Origin of the sequence: Actinomadura sp. NPDC049382, assembly GCF_040677125.1 — a bacterium.
In the GTDB taxonomy this organism is placed as follows: domain Bacteria; phylum Actinomycetota; class Actinomycetes; order Streptosporangiales; family Streptosporangiaceae; genus Spirillospora; species Spirillospora geliboluensis.
In genome coordinates this window covers 14,627-34,466 of sequence record NZ_JBFARO010000083.1, presented here as the reverse complement: position 1 = coordinate 34,466, position 19,840 = coordinate 14,627, and the positions used below count along the sequence as shown (strand labels likewise).

Below are 19,840 nucleotides of genomic sequence, written 5' to 3'. Positions count from 1 at the left end.
GCGCGGTCGACCTCGCCCACCGCACCGGGTCCCCGCCCGCCGAGTCCGCCGCGCTCGACGCGCTCGCCGCCGTGCAGAGCTGGGTCGGCGACCCGTTCGCCACGGCGGCCACGGCCCGCCGCCGCGTCACCCTCCTGGAGTCCGCGCCGGCCGGCCCCGCCGTCACCCACGAGTTCGTCCAGGCCCTCGGCGAGGCCGCCCAGACCGCGATCGGCGCCGGGGACCTGCCCGGCGCCCGGCGCTGGGCGCGGCGGCTCGCCGACCACCCGTCGCTGGCCGAGGTGGGGCACCGCGCGACGAGCTGGCAGCTGGTCGCGGACGCGCTCGCGGGCGACGTCGACGGCGTGCTCGGCGGCGCCGTCCGGCTCCTGGACGCGTGGCGGCGCAGCGGCGACCCCGTCCGGGCGGACCTCGAACCCGCGGTGACCGCCGTCGCCACGGTCCATAGCCTGCGCGGCGACGGGGAGGCCCGGCGGGAGTGGGACGAGGTCCTGGAGGGGGTCGGCGCGTCGCCGAGCCGGCTCCACGGCTACGGCGCGGTCTTCGACGCCATGCTGCTCCTCCACCGCGGACAGGCGCCGGAAGCGCTGGAGCGGACGGCCCACGAGCCCGGCGAGGTCTGGAGGTGGGTCACCTGGACCTGGCTCCACTGGTACGTCGCGCTCCGCGCGGAGGCCAGCGTGCTCGCCGGCGCACCCGACGCCGGCCGGCGCCTGGCCGACGCCCGGAAGCTCACGGCGGGCAATCCGGTGGCCGGGGCCATCGTGGAGCGCGCCGAGGCACTGCTGGACGGCGACACGAAGCGGCTGCTCGCCACGGCGGACGCGTTCGACGCCGCCGGCTGCCGCTACCAGTCGGCCCGGACCGCCGTCCTCGCGGGCGGCGAGCACACCGCCCGCGGAGCGCAGGCGCTCGCCGCCCTCGGCCTGGCGCCCATGACCGTCCGGTAGCGGAGCCGGGCCCGGTCACCGTGCCCGGTACTGGCGGCACTCGCCCGTGAAGACCTCGGCGAGTTCGGCCTCGATGATCGCGCCCGCCAGCCGTTCGGCGGGCGTGCCGTCCACGCCGCCGGGATCGCGGTAGACCTGGGCGGCGAGGCCGTCGGTCACGGCGGCGAGGCGGACGGCCGCGGGCCACGGGTCCAGGCCGGGCTCGACCTCCCCGCACTCCTTGCCGTTGCGGACGGCCCGCGCGAGGTCGGCGCGCAGCGCGCGGGCCGTGCGGATGTCGACCTCGGCGAGGGCGGGGGCGTCCAGGGCGCGGCCGGCGAAGGCCCGGGCGACGCGGAACTCGGTGCGGCGCTCCTCGTTCAGCGGCAGCAGTTCCGCCATCGCCTCGGCCAGCACGTGCGAGATGGGCCGCCGGTGCTGCGTCCCGGCCCGGACCCGCTCGTCGATCCTGCTCCGGATCCGCGCGCTGACGTGGTCGAACGCGTGCAGGAGCATGTCGTCCTTGGTGCGGAAGTAGTGCTGCACCAGGCCGACCGAGATCCCGGCGGCGGCGGCCGTGCGGGCGACGGTGACGGCGTCCAGGCCGTGCTCGGAGATGAGCGCGCAGACGGCGACCGCGATCTGCCGGCGGCGCTGCTCATGGTCGGCTGTCCTCGGCACTTGATAACCATACCACCGTACGATAAAAACCGTATGTCCGTATTGTTATCCGCTCACCCCTTGCGAGGACCCCATGCGCAGCCGTCTGCGGCGTGCCGCCGCGGGCCTGGCGGCCCTGCTGCTCTGCTTGCTCGCCGTCACCCCGATCGCGCCGGCCGAGGCCCGGACCGACCGGTACGGGGACATCGACGCCTTCGTCCGGGACCGGATGAAGGCCGCCCGCGTCCCCGGGCTCTCCTACGCCGTCGTCGGCCCCGGCGGCCCGGTCCACCAGCGCTGGTGGGGGACCGACGGCCGCGGCGACCCCGTCACGGCCGAGACCCCGTTCCTGTGGGGCTCGGTCGCCAAGCCGGTCACCGCCACCGCCGTGATGGCCCTGGTCGAGTCGGGCCGGCTCGGCCTGGACGACCGGGTCACCGAGCACCTGCCCGGCTTCCGGTTCGGCGGCGCGGCGCACGCCTCCAAGGTGACGATCCGCCACCTGCTGCACCAGACCTCCGGCCTGCCCGCCTCCGCCACCGTCAAGGTCGCCGACTGCCTGGACGCCGGCTGCCCCCGCCCGGCCGGACGCCTCCGCGCCCTCGACGGGGTCGAGCCCCTCGGCCCGCCCGGCACCGCCTACGCCTACACCAGCGCCAACTACCTGGTCCTGACCGCCGTGGTCGAGGCGGTCACCGGCCGCCGCTACGCCGACTACCTGCGGGAGGTGGTGCTCGCCCCGGCGGGCATGGACGGCACCATCGCCGACGCGGCCTCAGCGCGCGAGCGCCGCCTCGCCCCCGGCCACCAGCTGCTGTGGGGCTTGCCCGCCGCGACCGCGGACGGGATCGACGACTCCGGCGCCGGCTACGGCTATCTGGGCGGTGACCTCGGGGACCTGGCCGCCTTCGCCGCCTTCCAGCTCCGCGGCGCACCGGGCGTCCTATCGCCCGCATCGGTGCGGCTCATGCGCCGGGAGGGCACGCTCCAGCCGACCGGCGCCGGGACGGGCTACGGCCTGGGCTGGCGCGTCGGCGGCCTGGACGCGCCGCTGGACCGCGCCGTCTGGCACACCGGCGGCACCCCCGGCTATTCGGCGCTGTTGTTCCTGCTGCCGGAGCGGAACCTCGCCCTGGTCCTCCAGCAGAACATGTACGGGCTCCTCCAGGACGGGGCGGTCATGCACATCGGCTTCGGCGCCGCACGCATGCTCGCGGGCGGGCGGCAGAGCCCCGCCCCGTCCGCCGCGCCGTACTACCTGGCCGTCGGCACGACCACGGCGCTGGCCGCCGCGCTCATCCTCGCCGCCGGACGCGCGGCATGGCTCCTGCGCCGCCCCGCGTCCACCGCCACCGGACCGCGCGCCGCCGCCGCGACGGCCGCCTGGATCCTGGCGGGCGCACTGCCGTGGATCGCCGCGGTCCCGCTCATGCGGATGGGCCTGCGCCAGGTCTGGACGTGGGTCCCGGACGCGACGGCCGCCCTCGGCGCCGCCGCCACCGCCGGCGCCGCCACCGCCGTGCTGCGCCTCGTCCTCGCCCTGCGATCGAGAAGGCGCCGCACCGGCTGACCTGCTCAGGGGGACGAGGCGTCCTGGGCGGTGATCCAGGCGGCGACCTGGGCGCGGGAGGAGTAGCCGAGCTTGGCGAGGATGTGCTCGATGTGGGAGTCGGCGGTGCGCTTGGCGATCGTGAGCCGCTCGGCGATGTCGCGGTTGGACAGCCCCTCGGCCACCAGCACCGCGACCTGCAGTTCGCGTTCGGTCAGCGGGTGCGCGCCGCCCGCCGGCCGGGCCGCGGGCGCGCCGGGCGCGGCCGCCGGCTCGCCGAGCGCGTCGTCGACGGCCTCGGCGAGCGGCATCCGCTGGCCCTCCTCGAAGGCCGCGCGGTACCGCTCCTCCCCGAGGGCCGTGACCGCCTGGTCGATGTGGACGTCCCGGAGCACGGCGTGGTGGGGGCCGAACCAGGCGGTCTGGGTGGTCTCGCGCATCCGGTCGGACGCCCCGAGGAGCCGCGCCGCGCGGACGAACTCGCCGCCGCTGCACAGGCATCCGGCGATCCCCTCCAGGCCGAGGGTGACGCCCAGCCCGTCGTTGAGGTCGCGCTTGATCCGGAGCGACCGGCGGAGCCGGCCCAGCGACTCGTCGAGGTCGCCGGCGAGCCACAGCGCGAGCCCGCACACGAGCATGCCGTAGGAGCGGGCCCACAGCTCGCCGCGCTCCTCGCCGAGCCGGACCGCCCGGTCGCCGTGCGCGACGGCCGCGGGCAGGTCGTTCTTGAACAGGTACGCCACCGCCCGGAACACCTCGGTGAGCAGGACGAACAGGTCGTCGTAGCCCGTCTCGCCGTACAGGTCGCCGGCGGTGCCGAGCAGCCGCAGCGACAGGTCGAAGTCGCCGGCGAACAGGGCCGCGGCGCCCTGGCCGGCGAGGGCGGCCGCGGCGCCGTCCTGGTCGCCCTCCGCCCGCGCCTGCGCGAGCGCCCGCTCCAGCAGTTCGCCCGAGACGGCGAGGTCGTTCTGCAGCGTCATCGTCAGCGCGGCCACCGTGAGGAAGTCCGACCAGCCGGGCCCGGTGGTGTCGCGGGTCTCCAGTAGCCGGTCCATCCAGTGGCGGCTCTCGCCGAGGAGGCCGTTCAGCGCCCAGAAGCGGCCGAGGGCGGCCATGGACTCCCGGAGCGTCTCCTCGTCCGCGGTCGTGAGCACCTGCCCGAGCAGCGCCCGGATGTTGGCGCGCTCGCAGCCGAACCAGTCGAGCCAGCGGACCTGCGCCGCGCTGGACAGGTCGAGGCGGGCGCGGCGCAGCAGCCCGGCGTACCAGTCGAAGCAGCGGTCGCGGAGCCGGACCTCCTCGCCCGCGCCGTCCGCGGCGAGGCGCTCGGCCCCGTACTCGCGCAGGGTGTCGAGCATCCGGTAGCGGACGCGGCCGCCGCGGTCGGCGCGCTGCACGACCGACTTCTCCAGCAGGCCCGTGAGCACCTCGACGATCTGCGCGGCGGGCAGCCCGCCGCCGGCGCAGACCTGCTCGACCGCGTCCAGGTCGAAGTCGGTGGCGAACACCGACAGCCGCGCCCACAGCAGCCGCTCCTCGGCCGAGCAGAGCTCGTGGCTCCAGTCGACCGCCGCCCGCAGCGTCTGGTGGCGCTGCAGGCTGGTGCGCCGGCCGCGGACCTGGAACAGGTGGGTGCCGAGCCGGCCGAGCATCTGGTCCAGCGAGAACGTCCGCAGCTGGACGGCGGCGAGCTCGATCGCCAGCGGGATGCCGTCGAGGCGGTCGCACAGCCGGACGACGACGTCGCGGTCGTCGCGGGTGAGCGTCCACCCCTGGACGGTCGCGGCGGCGCGCTCGGCGAACAGCTTCACCGAGTCGCACTCCTCGCCGTCGGCGGCCGGGCCGGACCGGGGCCGGCCCAGCGGCGCGACGCGGAAGGTGTGCTCGCCCATCACGTCGAGCGGCTGGCGGCTGGTCGCGAGGACGCGCAGCCCGGGCGCGGCCCGCAGCAGCAGCTCGGCCAGCATCGCGCAGTCGTCGACCAGGTGCTCGCAGGTGTCGAGGACGAGCAGCAGCCGCAGGTCGGCGAGGTGGTCGGCGAGCCGCGCGATGGCGGAGTCGCCCCGCTCGGCCACGCCGAGCGCGTCGCAGATCGTCTGCGCCAGCAGGGTCGGCTCCGTCAGCCCGGAGAGCCCGACGAAGGCCACCCCGTCGGCGAAGGCGTCCTGCGCGAGGCCGGCGGCGCGCACCGCGAGCCTGGACTTGCCGACGCCGCCCGGCCCCGTCAGCGTGACGAGCCGGTGCGTCTCGACGAGCCGCCGTACCTGCTCCAGTTCCGCCTTGCGGCCGATGAAGCTGGTGAGTTCCGCGGGCAGTCTTCCCGTCTGCCGTTCCAGGGCCGCGGTCAGCGACAAGGCCGCCTCCAGTCAGCTAAGCCGTCAGTCCGGCTACCAGGGGGACTCTTGAAGTGTAGTCAACGGGACACGGACGGCTACCGTATTCGCGAACGGCTCCCGAATCGGTACGCGAATCGGTTCTTCTACCGATGCGCCGGCGCCGGCGGTCCCGCCACGATGTGTCCCGGCCTGACGGGGCGGGCCGCGGGCGCCCTGACGGGTGCGCCGGGCCGGCGGCCGGAGATCCGAGGGGGAGTCTCCGGCCGCCTCCCGCGGGCGGCGGGCGGGGCGGGGGCCCCGCGACGGGGGATGGGGGCACTGCGTGACCGTCGACCTGTACAGCTGGGACGTGCGGAGCGGCGACGGGACGCGCGCCGGTCCCGGAGGGGTCAGCGGCGACCGGGCCCGCGCGCTGGAGGCCCTGGTCGCGGCGCTGCGGGCGGAACCGCCGGGCGCTCGGGGGTCGCTGTGGGCCGTCCGCCTCGGGCTGCGGCGGAACCCGGAGTACGACTACGCGGGCCTCCTGGCCACCGGCGTCCGCGATCCCGATTCCGGCGCGGTCACCGTTGAGGGTCTTCTGCCGGATTCGACGATTCGGTAGGCGCGCTTGTGGCGGCTTTTCTGTGGAGGATGAGAAGCGCCGTGTCGTCCGCCAATCTGCCGCGCGTGTATTCCTGCAACTCGTGGCGGACGGTCGGGGCGATGTCCTCGGCGGGGACGCCCTTCCACGAGGCCACTCGCTCTTCCAGCGGGTAGAAGGCGCCGGCCGGATTCCGGGCCTCGGTGACGCCGTCGGTGCACAGCAGAAGTGTGGAGCCGTACGGAAAGTCGAACCATTTGACGGGGCGCGGTTCGCCGCTGAGCGAGGCGAGCCCGAGTGGTACGGACGCTTCGCCGAGCGGCACCCGGCCGGTGCGCTCCTCGTCGATGAGGTAGGGCGGGATGTGGCCGCAGTTGATGGCCTGGACCTTGGTCTCCGCGCCGACGCCCAGGACGAACGCGGTGACGAAGCGCTCCTCCTCGCCCGTCTGGACGGCGAAGGAGTTGTGCCGCAGCACCGATTCCTCGAGTGCCGCCACGACGCCGCCGAGGGTGGGCTCCGCCAGCGCCGCCTCGCGGAAGGAGCTGAGCACCGAGAACGCCGTGCTGATCGCGGGCAGCCCCTTGCCCTGGACGTCGGCGATGAACGCGCGGCTGCCGTAGGGCGTGGCCACGACCTCGTAGACGTCGCCGCCGACCAGGCTGTCCTCCTCGACCGGTTCGTACAGGCCGTGGACCGTGAGCTCGCCGGTGGTGAGGGGGAACGGGCGCAGGATCTGGCGCTGCAGGGCCGCCGCGGCGGAGCGCAGCCGGGTGATCTCCCCTTCCCGGAGGACGCGCCGCGCCGCCTGGGCCACGCTCAGCCCGTTCAGCGCGACGGCGAAGACGAGGACGCTCGCGTTCGCCGCCGGGGTGCCGAGCGGGCTGCGGATGAGGGAGCCGACGATGACCAGGGTCGCCCACGCGGACGCGACCGCGGTCTGCCGGACCGTTCCCCGCCCGGAGATCAGGGTCGGCAGGAAGACCAGGAAGGGGGCGAGGCCGGTCTCCCGGCTGAGCACGACGCCGGTGATCGCGAGGGCCGCCGTGATCCCCACGAGCCAGAGCACCACGGCCGGCCAGCTGAGCGGCGCGGCGCGCCCGCTCCGCCTCGGGGCGGCGGCCGGGCCGCCCGGATCGTTCGAGACGCGCACCCTTCGCTCCCGCCGGAACCGTCATTCCTGTGATCATTAGAACACGGACCGTGGCGGCGGTGTGCGGGGGCGCCGCGCGCCGGGGGAGCCGGGGCATTGACGCGCGTCCGCCGTGAATCATACATTCATCCATCATCTGTATGAATGGAGGTTCGGATGCGCGGACGGACGGCCGTGGTGCTCGGCGGCAGCGTGGCGGGGCTGTGCGCCGCGGGGGTGCTCGCGCGGCACTTCGACGAGGTGGTCGTCCTGGAGCGGGACCGGATCCCGCCGGACGCGGAGCACCGCCGGGGCGTCCCGCAGAGCAAGCATCCGCACTTCCTGCTCAACTCCGGCCGCCGCGCGATCGGCGAGATCTTCCCCGGGTTCGAGGAGGCCCTGATCGCCGCCGGCGGGATGCGGCTGATGCCGTCGATGGACGCCGCGTACTGCGAGAACGACGGCTGGGCGCCGCGCAAGTCGGGGTCGATGACGATGGTCTACGGCTCCCGGCTGCTCATCGAGCGGGTCCTGCGGGACAAGGTCCGCGAGCTGCCGGCCATCCGGATCCGCGAGGGCGCGACCGTCACCGGGCTCCGCTCGACCGGCGGCGGCACCGCGCGCGGGCGCGTCGAGGGCGTCGAGTACCGCGCCGACGACCGCGCCTGCGATCGTGCCGACGGCGAGGGCGCCGGCGACGAGTACATCGCCGCCGACCTGGTCGTGGACGCGCTCGGACGCGGGTCCTCGGTCGTCGACTGGCTCCGCGAGGCGGGCTGGCCCGCGCCGCCCGAGCGGACCCTCGACGCCAAGGTCACCTACACCTCGCGGTGGTACGACCTGCCGCCGGCCGACCGGCGGCCGGAGTCGTGGTGGTGGAGGCACCTGGTCATCACGCCGACGCAGGACACCGGCAGCCACCCCGAGGAGCACGAGTTCCTCAGCAACTTCTTCCCGATCGAGGGCGACCGGGCCATCGTGTGCATGGGGTCGTGGGGCATCAAGATGCCGAGCAGGACGGACGCGTTCGAGGCGGCCGTGGACCGCGTGCGCGCCCCGGCCTTCGGGCGGGCGGCCCGCGCGTGCACGCCGGTCTCCGAGGTCCACCTGACCCGTTCCACCGGCAACCGGTGGCGCCGCTTCGACCTGCTCGGCACGCCCCCGGCCGGGCTCGTCTGCGTCGGCGACTCGATCTGCGCCTTCAACCCGTTCTACGCCCAGGGCATGAGCTCGGCCGCCCGCTCCGCGCTCATCCTCGGCGCGGTGCTGCGCCGCCGCGACGCCCTCGACCACGCCTTCTTCCGCGAGTTCCTCGGCCTCCAGAAGAAGTCCCTCGACGTGCCGTGGATGCTCGCGATGGCCCGCGACCAGGCCTACGACTTCGCGACCGGGACCGAGGTCGCCGCGCCCTGGCGGCGCAGGCTGACCGCCCGCTTCAGCTGGCCGGTGTTCAACGCCATCACCGCCGCCGGACGCGAGGACGCCTACGTCGAGCGGACGTTCGCGCAGGTGTTCAACCTGGACCGGTCGCTCCGGGAGATGGCCGCCGACCCCCGGTTCTGGTTCGGGATCGTCCGCTACCAGGTGCGCCGGCGGCTCGGCCGCACGGTCGTCCCCGGCGGGTTCGACGAGCGCGAGGACCCGCCCGGCACCGACTTCACCGGGTACACCGGCCGGCCCGCGGCGGCGGGCCCCGACCGCGGCGACCTCGTCGGCGCGTGAGCGGAGGACGAGCGATGGACAGCACCTGCGACGCGGTGGCCGAGCGCATCGCCGGCGGGCTGGGCTTCTCCTGCCGCGACGCCCACCCGTTCATGACCGTCCGCGACCCGTTCGGCCTGGAGAACGGCACGATGCCGGTCCTGGAGCTGCTCATCGTCGGCGGCGCGGTGTTCGCCCTCGTCCACGCGTGGCGGCGGTGGAGGCGCGACGGCGACCCGGTCAACCTCTCGCTGTGGACCGCCTCGGTGGTGTACCTGGCCGTGATCGAGCCGCCGCTCTACTTCCCGGGCTGGTTCGGCCTCCAGGAGCACGTCGGGTTCATCTTCTCCCACAACGTGTTCACCGTGCAGTTCATGTACGACCGGCTGCCGCTCTACATCATCGCCTTCTACCCGGCGCTGTCGCAGCTGGCCTACGAGCTGGTCCGGGCCCTCGGCGTGTTCGCGCGGCGCGGCCCGCTGGCGGGAGCGGTCGCGGTCGCGTTCGCCTGCCAGGTCTTCTACGAGGTCTTCGACCACCTGGGCCCGCAGCTGAAGTGGTGGGCGTGGAACCCCGGGAACGAGATGATCAACCAGCCGGCGCTCGCGTCGGTGCCGATGAACAGCATGCTGCTGTTCGCCTCGGTCTCCTTCGGCGCGATGACCTACCTCGTGGTCCGCCTGACCGGGCCGAGGGAGGGCCGCTCCGCGCTCGGCGGCGCGCAGGTCGGCTGGCGGTCGGCCGTCGCGGGCGCGGTGACCCCGCTGGCGATGATCGTCGTGAGCGCGCCCAGCGGCGCCTTCCGGGGCGAGGACCAGCTCGGGATCCAGCGCGCCATCCTCGGCGCCGAGCTGGCCGTGGTCTGGGTCGCCGGGCTGCTGCTGCTCGCGGACGCCCTGCGCGCGCCGCGCGGGGGAGCGGTGCCGCCGGTGGCGTCGCCGCTGTTCGTGCGGGTCTATCCGGCGCTCTACCTCGGCGTCCTCGCCGTCCTCTGGCTGGTCGCCATGCCCGCGTACCTCGCGTCGGACGGCGGCGTCACCGAGCAGGGCACGCCGGTCGGCAGCCTCTGGTACGTCGTGCTGTGCGCCGTCGCCGCGGCCGGGCTCATCGGCGCCGCGCTGCGCGCCGTCGCGGCGCGCCCGGCCGCGGAGCCTGTGGGATCCTGATGCGATGGCGCACCACGGCTGGGGAGGCAGCCCTCCCGCATCGGACGCCGAGGCCCGTCAGCGCATCGTCGACGCCACCGCCCGCTGCGTCGACCGGCACGGCGCCGCGAAGACGACCCTGACCGACGTCGCGAACGAGCTCGGCGTCACCCGGCAGACCGTCTACCGCCACTTCGCCCGGGTCGGCGACATCATCGGCGAGGTCGCGGCGCAGGGCGCGGAGGCGTTCGTCGACCGGCTGATCGCCCACGTCCAGGGCATCGGGGACCCGGCCGAGGCCGTGGTCGAGGGCATGGTCTTCTGCGTGCGGACGATCCCGGCGGAGCCGCGGCTGAGCCTGGTGCTGCAGCTGGCGGACTCCGGCGCCCTCGGCCGCGGCGCGATCACCGCGGACGTGATCGCCTACGGCGCCCGGATGCTGCGGCGCTACCCCGTGGACTGGGCGGCCGCCGGCGTGGAAGACGGCGACCTCGACGGCCTCGCCGAGATCATCCTGCGGCTGCTGACGTCGCTGCTGCAGCACCCGAGCGGGCCGCCGCGGGACGAGGCCGAGCTGCGCGCCTTCCTCGGCCGCTGGCTGGCCCCCGCGCTGCGGCGGCCGGTGCCCGCCGGGCGCTGAGCGGGGCGTCACCCGGCCGCGCCGTCCTGGTCGGTGAGCCGTGCCGTGGCGTCCCGCTGGACGGCGGTGACGCGGCGCAGGAAGTCGAGGATCAGCGCGAGCTCGTCGTCGCCGTAGGCGGCGTACATCTCGTCCAGGCCGCGGACGAAGTCGGCGAACAGCTCGGCGAACGCCTGGACGCGGGACGGGTCGATCTCCACGATCACCCGCCGCCGGTCGCCCTCGTCGCGGACCCGGCGGACGAACCCCTTGGCCTGCAGCCGGTCGATCAGGCCGCTGACCGAGGCCGGGGCCAGGCCGGAGTGCCGCGCGAGGTCGCCCGCGGTGAGCGGGCCGAGCCGCTGCAGCAGGTCCAGCGCCTTCTCCTCGGTCATGCCGAGGCCCATCCGCGCGCTGAGCGCCGAGTGGTACATCACCGTGGCGTTGCTCTGCTCGCGGCCCGCCTGCCCCAGCGCCGCGAGCAGCTCCTCCCGACGATCCGATCTTGACACCCGGTACGCCTCTCCATATATTTCGTTCGGACGAACTAAATAATACCACGACGGGAGGCCCGGACATGGGGCGCACGGCACTGATCATCGGCTGCGGCATCGGCGGACCCGCGATCGCCATGGCGCTGCGGCGCGTCGGCATCGACGCGGTCGTCTACGAGGCGTACGCGAAGGCGGCGGACGACGTCGGCTCCTTCCTGAACATCGCCTCGAACGGGCTGGACGCGCTGCGCGTCCTGGACGCCCACGAAGCCGTCATGGCCGCGGGCGTCCGCACGCCCCGGATGGTCATGTGGAGCGGCACCGGCAAGCGGCTCGGCGAGGTCGCCAACGGGCTGCGCCTGGCCGACGGCACCGAGAGCCACACCGTCCAGCGCGCCGACCTGTACCGGATCGTCCGCGACGAGGCCGCGGCGCGCGGCATCCCCATCGAGTACGGCAAGGAGCTGGTGGCGATCGAGGAGGCCGGCGACGCGGTGACCGCCCGGTTCGCCGACGGCACCGAGGCGACCGGGGACCTGCTGATCGGGGCCGACGGCGTCCACTCGACGACCCGCGCCCTGCTCGACCCGGCCGCGCCGGAGGCCCGCTACACCGGGCTGCTCAGCTTCGGCGGCATCGTCGACGACCCCGGCGCCGAGGCCGACCCCGGCGCGTACCACATGGTGTTCGGCAAGCGGGCCTTCTTCGGCCACACCGTGGACGAGCAGGGCCGGACCTGGTGGTTCGCCAACCTGCCCCACCGGGACGCGCCGACCCGGGAGTCGCTCGCCGCGACGTCCGCCGAGAGCTGGAAGCGGGCCCTGGTCGAGGCGCTGCGAGGCGACGCCAACCGGTCGGCCGAGATCGTCGAGATGAGCCCGGCCGGGCCAGCCCTGCCCGTCTACGACCTGCCGCCGGTCCCGGTGTGGCACCGCGGCCGGACGGTGCTGACCGGGGACGCCGCCCACGCCACCTCGCCGAGCTCCGGGCAGGGCGCCTCGCTGGCCGTCGAGGACGCGCTGGTCCTGGCCAAGTGCCTGCGCGACCTGCCCGGCCACGCGGAGGCGTTCGCCCGGTTCGAGGCGCTGCGCCGCCCCCGCGCCGAGCGGGTCGTCGCCTACTCGGCCAAGATCAGCAGCAGCAAGGCCGCCGGCCCCGTCGCCCGGGTCTTCCGAGACCTGATGATGCCGGTCTTCCTGAAGAAGTCGGCGAGCGCCGAGTCGCTCGCCTGGATGTACCGCCACCACATCGACTGGGACGAGCCGGTCGCCCGGGCGGCCTGACCCCCGCGAACGCGGACGGGCGCGGCCACCCGGCCGCGCCCGAACGCCGTGTCGGTCAGAGCGGGTACTGCGGCGGCTCGCCCCGCATGGTGATCCAGCGGGTCTCGGTGAACGCCTCGATGTTCGCCGCGGCGCCGCCGAAGCGGGAGCCGGTGCCGGAGGCCCGGACACCGCCGAACGGGGCGTTCGCCTCGTCGTTCACCGTCTGGTCGTTGATGTGGACGATCCCCGTCGGGATCTGCTCGGCGACGGCCAGGCCGCGCATCACGTCCCGGGTCACGATGCCGAGCGAGAGGCCGTAGTCGCTCGCGGCGGCCAGCTCCGCCGCCTCGGCCGCCGACGACACGCGGGTCACCGGGGCGACCGGGCCGAAGACCTCGTCGGCGAACGCGGGCGCGGTCAGCGGGATGTCGGCCAGCACCGTCGGACGGTAGAACAGCTCCTCGTAGGTGCCGCCGGAGGCGAGCTTCGCGCCCTGCTCGACGCTCGCGGTGACCATGCCGTGGATCTTGTCGCGCTGGCCGGCGTCGATGACCGGGCCGAGCGCGACCTCGCCGCCCGCCGGGTCGCCGACCGCGAGCGCGCCGGCCTTGGCGGCGAGCCGCTCCACGAACTCGTCGTAGAGCCGGTCGGCGACCAGGTGGCGGCCGGTGGTCATGCAGATCTGGCCCTGGTGGAAGAACGAGCCCCAGGTGGCGAGGTTCACCGCCGCGTCGACGTCGGCGTCGTCCAGCACGAGCAGCGCGGAGTTGCCGCCGAGCTCCAGGTGGGCGCGCTTGAGGTGGCGGCCGGCCAGCTCGCCGATGCGGCGGCCGACCGGGGTGGATCCGGTGAAGGAGATGACCCGCACGTTCGGGTCGGTGATCAGCGCCTCGCCGGTGTCGGCGCCGCCGGGCAGCATCTGCAGGACGCCCGGCGGCAGCCCGGCCTCCTCGAACACGCGCGCCATCAGGGTGCCGCCGGTGACGGCGGTGCGCGGGTCGGGCTTGAGCAGCACGGCGTTGCCGAGCGCGAGCGCCGGCGCGACCGAGCGGATGCCGAGGATGATCGGCACGTTGAACGGCGAGATCACCGCGACCACGCCGGCCGGCATGCGGCGCGCCATGGACAGCCGCGGCTCCTCCGACGGCAGCACCTCGCCGATCGCGCGGGACGGCAGCCCGGCCGCCTCGTAGCACTCCTCGGCCGCGACGTGCAGCGCGAACCCGGCCATGCCGGGGACCGCGCCGACCTCGCGGACGTTCCAGCCGCTGATCTCCTCGGCGTGCCGCTGCCACAGGTCGCCGGCCCGGCGCAGCACGGCGGCGCGGGCGGTGTGCGGCAGCGCCGCCCACTCCCGCTGCGCCGCGGCGGCGCTCGCGGCGGCCTCGGCGACGTCCGCGGGGGAGGCCTGCCCCATCCGGCCGAGCTCGGCGCCGGTCGCGGGCTCGACCACGGCGTAGTCGCCGCCGTGCGCCGCCGTCCACGCACCGTTCTTGAAGATCTTTCCCTGCCAGTCGACGCTGTCGAGCAGTCCCACGGGTGTCGTCCCTTCTTCGGTGGTTCGTGCCTCAGTGGTTCATGCGGAGTACGGGCTTGAGCACCTCGCCGCGACGGCTGTCGTCGAGGGCGCGGTCGATGTCGGCCAGGTCGTAGTACCGGACGAGCCGGTCGAACGGGAAGCGGCCCTGGCGGTGCAGGTCGGCCAGGGCGCCGATGAGGACGCCGCTGCGCCCGCTGCCGCCGAGCGTGCCGACGACGCGCTTGCCCCACAGCGTGTCCAGGTGGTCGAGGGTGAACTCGGCGCCGGCGGGCGCGCCGCCGATGAGCACGCAGGTGCCGAGCATGCCGACGCTCTCGGCGGCCTGCCGCAGCACGCTGATCACGCCGGTGCACTCCAGCGCGTAGTCGGCGGGGCCGCCGCAGATGCGGCGCACCTCCGCGACCGGGTCGGTCTCGCCGGGGTCGATGACGTGCGTGGCGCCGAACTCCGTCGCGAGCGCGAGCCGGGACGCGTGCAGGTCCACGGCGATGATCGTCGTGGCGGGCGACAGCCGGGCGGCCATGACGGCGGCCAGGCCGACCGCGCCGGCGCCGTACACCACGAGGCTCGACCCGGTGCGCGGCTGGAGGGTGTTGAACACCGCCCCGGCACCGGTGGAGATCCCGCAGGCCAGCGGGCCGAGCAGCTCCAGCGGCGCGTCCCGCGGGACGACGACCAGGGCGTCCGCCCAGGTCAGCGCGTACGTCGCGAACGAGGACTGGCCGAAGAAGTGGCTGTGCACGGACGAGCCCCCGGGCCGGCGCAGCGCGCTTTCCCCGGCGCGCGGGCCGAGCAGCCGGCCGCCGCCGGCCACCGCCTCGCCCAGCCGGGCGCAGTAGCGCGGTTCGCCGTCGCGGCAGTTGCGGCACGTCCCGCAGGACGGCCAGCCGATGACGACGTGGTCGCCCGGCCGGACGTCGATCACCCCGTCGCCGACGGCCTCGACCACGCCCGCGCCCTCGTGGCCGAGGACGCACGGGAACGGCATCGGCAGGTCGCCGTGGCGGGTGATCTCGTCGGTGTGGCAGATGCCGGTGGCGACGACCCGGACCAGGGCCTCGCCCGGCCCGGGCTCGTCGAGGTCGAGCTCCTCGACGCGGAACGGCGCGCCGAGCTCGTCGACGACGGCGGCGGTCACTCTCATGACGGGTCCCTCCTCCTGCTGACGTCCGGCCGGGGCGGCCGCGGGATCAGCCGCTCGACGAGGCGGGCGGCGCCGAGCACGGCGCCGTCGCGCCCCGCGGCCCCGGCGAGCTGGAGCCCGACGGGCAGGCCGTCCGCGAGGCCCACCGGGACCGAGGCGGCGGGCAGGCCGGCGGCGTTGAACGGCGAGGTGAGCCGCGTCAAGACCAGCTCGACGGGCCACTCGCGGCCCCCGGCCGCGACGGTCATCGCGCCGATCGGCGGCGCCGTGACCGGCACGGTCGCGCTCGCCAGCACGTCGTAGGCGCCGAGCGCCTCCGCCAGGAACGCCGTCATCCGGGCGATCGCCGCCTCGTCCCGCCCGGCCTCCTCGGCGGTGCGGGGCGGCAGGCCCATTAGCTCGGCGATGTCGGGCCCGAACAGGGCGGGGTCCCGCTCGAAGGCGCGCCGGTGGAACGCGCCCGCCTCGGCGAGGATCCTGCCCAGCACCGCCTCCGGCATGCGCGGTTCGTCGGGGACGGCCACGTCCTCGACGACGACCCCGTGCGCTTCGAGCGCGGCGCGGGCGGCCGTGATGACCGCGCGCACCTCGGGGGCCAGCACCGCGTCGAACCAGCCGCCCAGCCAGCCCACCCGCGGCGGCTCCGGCCCGGTCGCGGGCGCGTCCGGCTCGGCCAGCGCGGACATCAGCAGCGCCGCGTCGTCCACCGTGCCCGCGAGGACGCCGAGGTGGTCCAGGGACGGCGCGAGCGGCAGCACCCCGTCCAGCGGGATGCGGCCGCGGGTCGGCTTGAACCCGACGCAGCCGCTGAGCGCGGCCGGGATGCGCACGCTGCCGGCGGTGTCGGAGCCGACCGCGCCGAGGCAGCTGCCCGCGGCGACGGACGCCGCCGACCCGCCGGACGACCCGCCGGGGACGCGGTCCGGCCGGTACGGGTTGCGGGTGGGGCCGAAGAACGGGCTGTCGGTGCGCCCGCCCCAGGCCAGCTCGTGGGTGGTGTGCTTGCCGACGATCACCGCGCCCGCCGCGCGCAGCCGGCGCACGGCCTCCGCGTCCCGCTCCGGGACGTGGTCGGCGAACCGGGGCGACCCGTAGGCGGTGCGGACGCCCGCCGTGTCGATCAGGTCCTTGACGCCGATCGGGACGCCGTGCAGCGGCCCGCGCCGGGCCTGCCCGGCGGCCTCGGCGCGGGCCGGGCCGGCCATGACGGTGGCGTAGGCGTTCAGGTGCGGTTCGGTGGCCTCGATCGCGGCCAGCGTCCGCTCGGTCAGGTCGGCGGCCGACAGCCGCCCGGCGGCGACGGCCGCCGCGGCCTCGGTCGCGGACATGTGCTCAACCTGCGGCATCGGGCCTCCGCACGTGGTAGCCGACGGGGAACAGGCTCAGCTCGGTCCGCCCGCGGATCAGGCCCCACAGCCCGCCCGGCAGCCACAGCGCCACCGCCATGCCGACGGCGCCGAGGAGGACGAGGTACCAGGAGCCGTAGTCGGCGAGGAGCTGCTGGAGCCCGAAGAAGACGAGCGCGCCGAGCAGCGGTCCCTCGACGAACCCGATGCCGCCGATCACCACGATGAAGATCATGTAGGCGGACCACTGTACGCTGAAGATCGAGTCCGGGTTGACGCTGAGCGAGCTGACGGTGATCACCGCCCCGGCCGCGCCGCACCCGGCCGCCGAGACGAGGTAGACCAGCAGCTTGGCGCGGCGCACGTCGATGCCGGCCGCGCCCGCCGCGGTCTCCTCGTCCCGCACCGCCATCAGCGACAGGCCGAGCCGCCCGCGCAGCAGCAGGTAGCAGCCGCCGATGGTGCACAGCGCCAGCGCCAGCGCGACCCAGTACGTCAGGGCGCCGCGCAGCGTCTGGTCGATGCCCGACAGCCCGGTCAGCCCCTTGCCGCTGCCGCCGCCGAGGCCGTCGATCCGCACCACCAGCAGCCGGTACACCTCGGCGATCACCCAGGTGCCGACGGCGAAGTAGTCGCCGCGCAGCCGGAACGCCAGCCACGAGGTGGGCAGGGCGAAGACCGCGCAGGTGAGCGCCGCCAGCGGGACCGCGAGGTAGGGCTGCACGCCGAGGTCGGCGAGGGCGATCAGGCTGTAGGCGCCGATGCCGATGTACGCCTGCTGCCCCACCGAGACCAGGCCCCCGAAGCCCGCGAGCAGGTTCCACATGCTCGCGAGCGCGACCAGCACGAACAGGTTGACCAGCGTGTCGGTGACGGAGCTGAACACCAGGAACGGCAGGGCCGCGAGCAGCACCGCGCCGGCCGCCATGGCGGCGGCCGACGGCTTCGAGGACCGGGCCGCGCGGCCCACCTGCAGGGCGCCGGCCGCGCGGGCCGCCACCATCTCGGAGATCGTCATGCGGTCCGTCCCGTGAGCAGGCCCTGCGGCCGGAAGGCCAGCACGGCGAGGAAGACGAGGTGGCCGGCGAGCAGCGTCAGCGCGGGGTCGACCTGCGCGCCCAGCGACTGCGTGATGCCGAGCACCATGCCGCCGAGCAGCGTCCCCCACAGCGAGCCGAGCCCGCCGATGACGACCGCCTCGAACGCGAAGATCAGCCGCGACGGGCCGATGGCGGGGTCGAACGAGGAGCGCACCGCGAACATCAGCCCGGCGAGCGCGACGGTCGCGAACGCGATGGCGGTCGCGATGCCGTACACGTGCCTGCTGTCGGCGCCCATGAGGCTCGCGGTCTCGCGGTCGTCGGACGAGGCGCGCAGCATCCGGCCGAGCCCGGTGCGCGACAGGAACACCTGGATGCCGATCAGCGCGCCGCAGGCCAGCAGGAACGTCGCCGCCGACAGGTAGCCGACCGAGATCGAGTCGGTGAGCCGCCAGGAGCCGGTGGTGAAGGAGCCGCCGTCGAGGGTGCGCGTGTCGGCGGAGAACGTCTCCAGCAGCACGTTCTGCAGCACGATCGACAGGCCGAACGTGACGAGCAGGGTCGCGAGCGGCCCGGCCGCGAGGCTGCGCTGCAGCAGCACCCGCTGGGTCAGGTAGCCGAGCAGGGCGAACAGCGGGACGGTCACCACCAGCACGATCCACAGCGGCAGCCCGGTGCCGCTGACCATGGCCAGCGCCAGGAACGCCGCGACGACCGACAGGTCGCCGTGCGCCAGGTTGACGATCCGCATGACGCCGAACATCAGCGACAGGCCCGCCGCGAACAGCGCGTAGAGGCCGCCGAGCAGCACTCCTTGGATGACGGCGTTGAGCCAGCCCATGTCAGTCGTGTCCTTCCCGGCCCGCAGGCGCCGCCTCGGCGCCCGGGTCCGTGCCGATGCCGAAGTAGGCGTGCTCGACCTGCTCGGCGGTCAGGTCGGCGGGCCGGCCGGACAGCACCGACCGGCCTTCGAGGAGGCAGTGCACGTGGTCGGCGACCCGCATGGCCTGCGAGACGTCCTGCTCGACGATCAGCGCCGTGGTGCCGGCGCCCACGATCTCCGGCAGGAGCTCGTAGATGCGGCGGACGACCACCGGCGCGAGGCCGAGCGACAGCTCGTCGATGAGCAGCAGGTCCGGGTTGGACAGCAGCGCGCGGCCGATGGCCACGGCCTGCTGCTCGCCGCCGGACAGCTGGGAGGCGTTCTGCCCGCGGCGGTCGGCCATCCACGGGAACAGCTCGTGGACGGCGGCGACCGTCCAGGGGCCGGGGCGCTTGCGGTACGCGCCCGCCAGCAGGTTCTCCTCCACCGTGAGGGAGTGGAACAGGCGCCGGCCCTCCGGCACCAGCGCGATCCCCTCGGCCACCCGCCGGTGCGCGGGCAGCCGGGTGATGTCGCGTCCGTCCAGGAGGACGGAGCCGGAGGTCGGCGGGTTCAGCCCGGCCAGGGCGCGCAGCAGCGTCGACTTGCCCGCGCCGTTGGCGCCGATGATCGCCAGGACCTCGCCCTTCGCGACGTCCAGGCCGAGCGCGTCCACGGCGCGCAGCTGGCCGTGGTGGACGGTGAGGTCGCGGACCGACAGCAGCGTCACGGCGCCTCGCCTCCTTCCTCGGGCAGACCCGTCTCCGGGCCGCCGCCCAGGTACAGCTCGCGCACCCGCTGGTCGGCGAGCACGTCCATCGGCGCGCCGTCGGCGACCAGGGCGCCGCCGGCCAGGCACACCATCCGGTCCACGGTCTTGACCAGGGCGTGGACGACGTGCTCGATCCAGACGATGCCGAGGCCGCCGGCGTGCAGGTCCTTGATGATCGCGACGAGCTCCAGCACCTCCGGCTCGGTCAGCCCGCCGGCGACCTCGTCCAGCAGCAGCAGCGTGGGGGAGGTGGCCAGGCCGCGCGCGACCTCCAGGCGCTTGCGCTGGAGCAGAGTGAGGCGCCCGCCGGGGGTGTTGGCGAGGTCGGCCAGGCCGGTGCGCTCCAGCACCTCCATGGCGTGGGCCTGCGCCCGGCGGCCCTTGAGCGCCGCGCCCTGGTGCGCGCAGACGAGGACGTTCTCGAACGCGGTGAGGTGCTCGAACGGCCGGGGCACCTGGTAGGTGCGGCCGACGCCGGCCCGGGTGCGGGCGTGCGGCGGGACGCCGGTGACGTCCCGCCCGGCGAACCGCACCGCGCCGGCGTCGGGCCGCAGGTCGCCGGAGATCATGGCGAACAGGCTGGACTTGCCGGCGCCGTTCGGCCCCACGATCCCGAGCGCCTCGCCCGGCCGGACGCGGAGCGTCAGGTCCTCGGCGACGGTCACCTTGCCGAAGCTCTTGGTGACGCCGTCGAGATGCAGCAGCGGATCTGTCATCGACGCGGGC

Annotated in this window: 17 protein-coding genes and 1 pseudogene; 7 read left to right on the top strand and 11 right to left on the bottom strand. The window is 75.1% G+C overall.

The features are described 5' to 3' along the window. Positions 1-950: pseudogene (locus AB0K34_RS33035) on the top strand (ATPase); the annotation flags it as partial. Positions 951-965: 15 nt separating this feature from the next. On the opposite strand, the gene AB0K34_RS33030 reads toward AB0K34_RS33035, so the two are convergent. Beyond that, entirely contained in the window at positions 966-1,610 is a 645-nt protein-coding gene (locus AB0K34_RS33030) for a TetR family transcriptional regulator C-terminal domain-containing protein (protein WP_301176468.1), read from the bottom strand. Positions 1,611-1,683: 73 nt separating this feature from the next. Between AB0K34_RS33030 and AB0K34_RS33025 the strand changes: the two genes are divergently transcribed. Continuing rightward, complete coding sequence (locus AB0K34_RS33025) at positions 1,684-3,159, top strand: serine hydrolase domain-containing protein (RefSeq protein WP_301176469.1); 1,476 nt, start codon at positions 1,684-1,686, stop codon at positions 3,157-3,159. 5 nt (positions 3,160-3,164) lie between these two features. On the opposite strand, the gene AB0K34_RS33020 is transcribed toward AB0K34_RS33025, so the two are convergent. Then, positions 3,165-5,492 (bottom strand): LuxR C-terminal-related transcriptional regulator, encoded by a 2,328-nt coding sequence (locus AB0K34_RS33020; RefSeq protein WP_301176470.1) that lies wholly within the window; start codon positions 5,490-5,492, stop codon positions 3,165-3,167. Positions 5,493-5,796: 304 nt separating this feature from the next. Between AB0K34_RS33020 and AB0K34_RS33015 the strand changes: the two genes are divergently transcribed. Beyond that, a complete protein-coding gene (locus AB0K34_RS33015; protein WP_138632856.1) occupies positions 5,797-6,075 on the top strand; it encodes a hypothetical protein in 279 nt (92 codons plus the stop codon). On the opposite strand, the gene AB0K34_RS33010 is transcribed toward AB0K34_RS33015, so the two are convergent. Then, on the bottom strand, positions 6,035-7,207 hold the full coding sequence (locus AB0K34_RS33010) for a PP2C family protein-serine/threonine phosphatase (RefSeq protein WP_301176471.1): 1,173 nt from the start codon (positions 7,205-7,207) through the stop codon (positions 6,035-6,037). The genes AB0K34_RS33015 and AB0K34_RS33010 overlap by 41 nt on opposite strands. A 156-nt stretch (positions 7,208-7,363) precedes the next feature. Here AB0K34_RS33010 and AB0K34_RS33005 point away from each other — a divergent pair, with 156 nt between their 5' ends. From AB0K34_RS33005 to AB0K34_RS32995, 3 genes are read left to right on the top strand one after another with little or no spacing between them, the layout of a single operon-like run. Beyond that, positions 7,364-8,908 carry a hypothetical protein gene (locus tag AB0K34_RS33005; protein ID WP_301176472.1) on the top strand — a complete coding sequence of 515 codons (1,545 nt, stop codon included), beginning with the start codon at positions 7,364-7,366 and terminating at the stop codon, positions 8,906-8,908. Positions 8,909-8,922: 14 nt separating this feature from the next. After that, positions 8,923-10,053 (top strand): hypothetical protein, encoded by a 1,131-nt coding sequence (locus tag AB0K34_RS33000; RefSeq protein ID WP_138632865.1) that lies wholly within the window; start codon positions 8,923-8,925, stop codon positions 10,051-10,053. Between the two features lie 4 nt (positions 10,054-10,057). After that, the gene (locus tag AB0K34_RS32995) at positions 10,058-10,672 is read left to right on the top strand and encodes a TetR/AcrR family transcriptional regulator (RefSeq protein ID WP_138632868.1); all 615 of its coding nucleotides are present in this window, start codon (positions 10,058-10,060) and stop codon (positions 10,670-10,672) included. Between the two features lie 8 nt (positions 10,673-10,680). Here AB0K34_RS32995 and AB0K34_RS32990 read toward each other — a convergent pair whose 3' ends face one another. Further along, a complete protein-coding gene (locus AB0K34_RS32990) occupies positions 10,681-11,163 on the bottom strand; it encodes a crosslink repair DNA glycosylase YcaQ family protein (protein ID WP_240807094.1) in 483 nt (160 codons plus the stop codon). A 65-nt stretch (positions 11,164-11,228) separates the two neighbouring features. On the opposite strand from AB0K34_RS32990, the gene AB0K34_RS32985 reads away from it, so the two are divergent. Beyond that, the gene (locus AB0K34_RS32985; RefSeq protein WP_138632871.1) at positions 11,229-12,428 is read left to right on the top strand and encodes an FAD-dependent monooxygenase; all 1,200 of its coding nucleotides are present in this window, start codon (positions 11,229-11,231) and stop codon (positions 12,426-12,428) included. Positions 12,429-12,483: 55 nt separating this feature from the next. Here the strand turns inward: AB0K34_RS32985 and AB0K34_RS32980 are convergent, their stop codons facing one another. Genes AB0K34_RS32980 through AB0K34_RS32950 form a run of 7 tightly spaced genes read right to left on the bottom strand, consistent with a single transcriptional unit; the run spans position 12,484 to position 19,830 of the window. Next, positions 12,484-13,947 (bottom strand): aldehyde dehydrogenase family protein, encoded by a 1,464-nt coding sequence (locus AB0K34_RS32980; protein ID WP_138632874.1) that lies wholly within the window; start codon positions 13,945-13,947, stop codon positions 12,484-12,486. A 31-nt stretch (positions 13,948-13,978) separates the two neighbouring features. Beyond that, entirely contained in the window at positions 13,979-15,094 is a 1,116-nt protein-coding gene (locus tag AB0K34_RS32975) for an NAD(P)-dependent alcohol dehydrogenase (RefSeq protein WP_138632877.1), read from the bottom strand. Continuing rightward, positions 15,091-16,440, bottom strand: coding sequence for an amidase (locus tag AB0K34_RS32970; protein WP_138632880.1), 1,350 nt, complete (start codon positions 16,438-16,440; stop codon positions 15,091-15,093). The genes AB0K34_RS32975 and AB0K34_RS32970 overlap by 4 nt, the downstream gene beginning before the upstream one ends. Then, positions 16,427-17,458 carry a branched-chain amino acid ABC transporter permease gene (locus AB0K34_RS32965; protein ID WP_301176473.1) on the bottom strand — a complete coding sequence of 344 codons (1,032 nt, stop codon included), beginning with the start codon at positions 17,456-17,458 and terminating at the stop codon, positions 16,427-16,429. Before AB0K34_RS32965 ends, AB0K34_RS32970 begins: the two co-directional genes overlap by 14 nt. Continuing rightward, complete coding sequence (locus tag AB0K34_RS32960) at positions 17,455-18,321, bottom strand: branched-chain amino acid ABC transporter permease (protein WP_301176474.1); 867 nt, start codon at positions 18,319-18,321, stop codon at positions 17,455-17,457. Before AB0K34_RS32960 ends, AB0K34_RS32965 begins: the two co-directional genes overlap by 4 nt. A 1-nt stretch (position 18,322) precedes the next feature. After that, the gene (locus tag AB0K34_RS32955; protein ID WP_138632889.1) at positions 18,323-19,072 is read right to left on the bottom strand and encodes an ABC transporter ATP-binding protein; all 750 of its coding nucleotides are present in this window, start codon (positions 19,070-19,072) and stop codon (positions 18,323-18,325) included. Beyond that, the gene (locus AB0K34_RS32950; RefSeq protein ID WP_138632892.1) at positions 19,069-19,830 is read right to left on the bottom strand and encodes an ABC transporter ATP-binding protein; all 762 of its coding nucleotides are present in this window, start codon (positions 19,828-19,830) and stop codon (positions 19,069-19,071) included. The genes AB0K34_RS32955 and AB0K34_RS32950 overlap by 4 nt, the downstream gene beginning before the upstream one ends. Between the last annotated feature and the right edge of the window lie 10 nt (positions 19,831-19,840).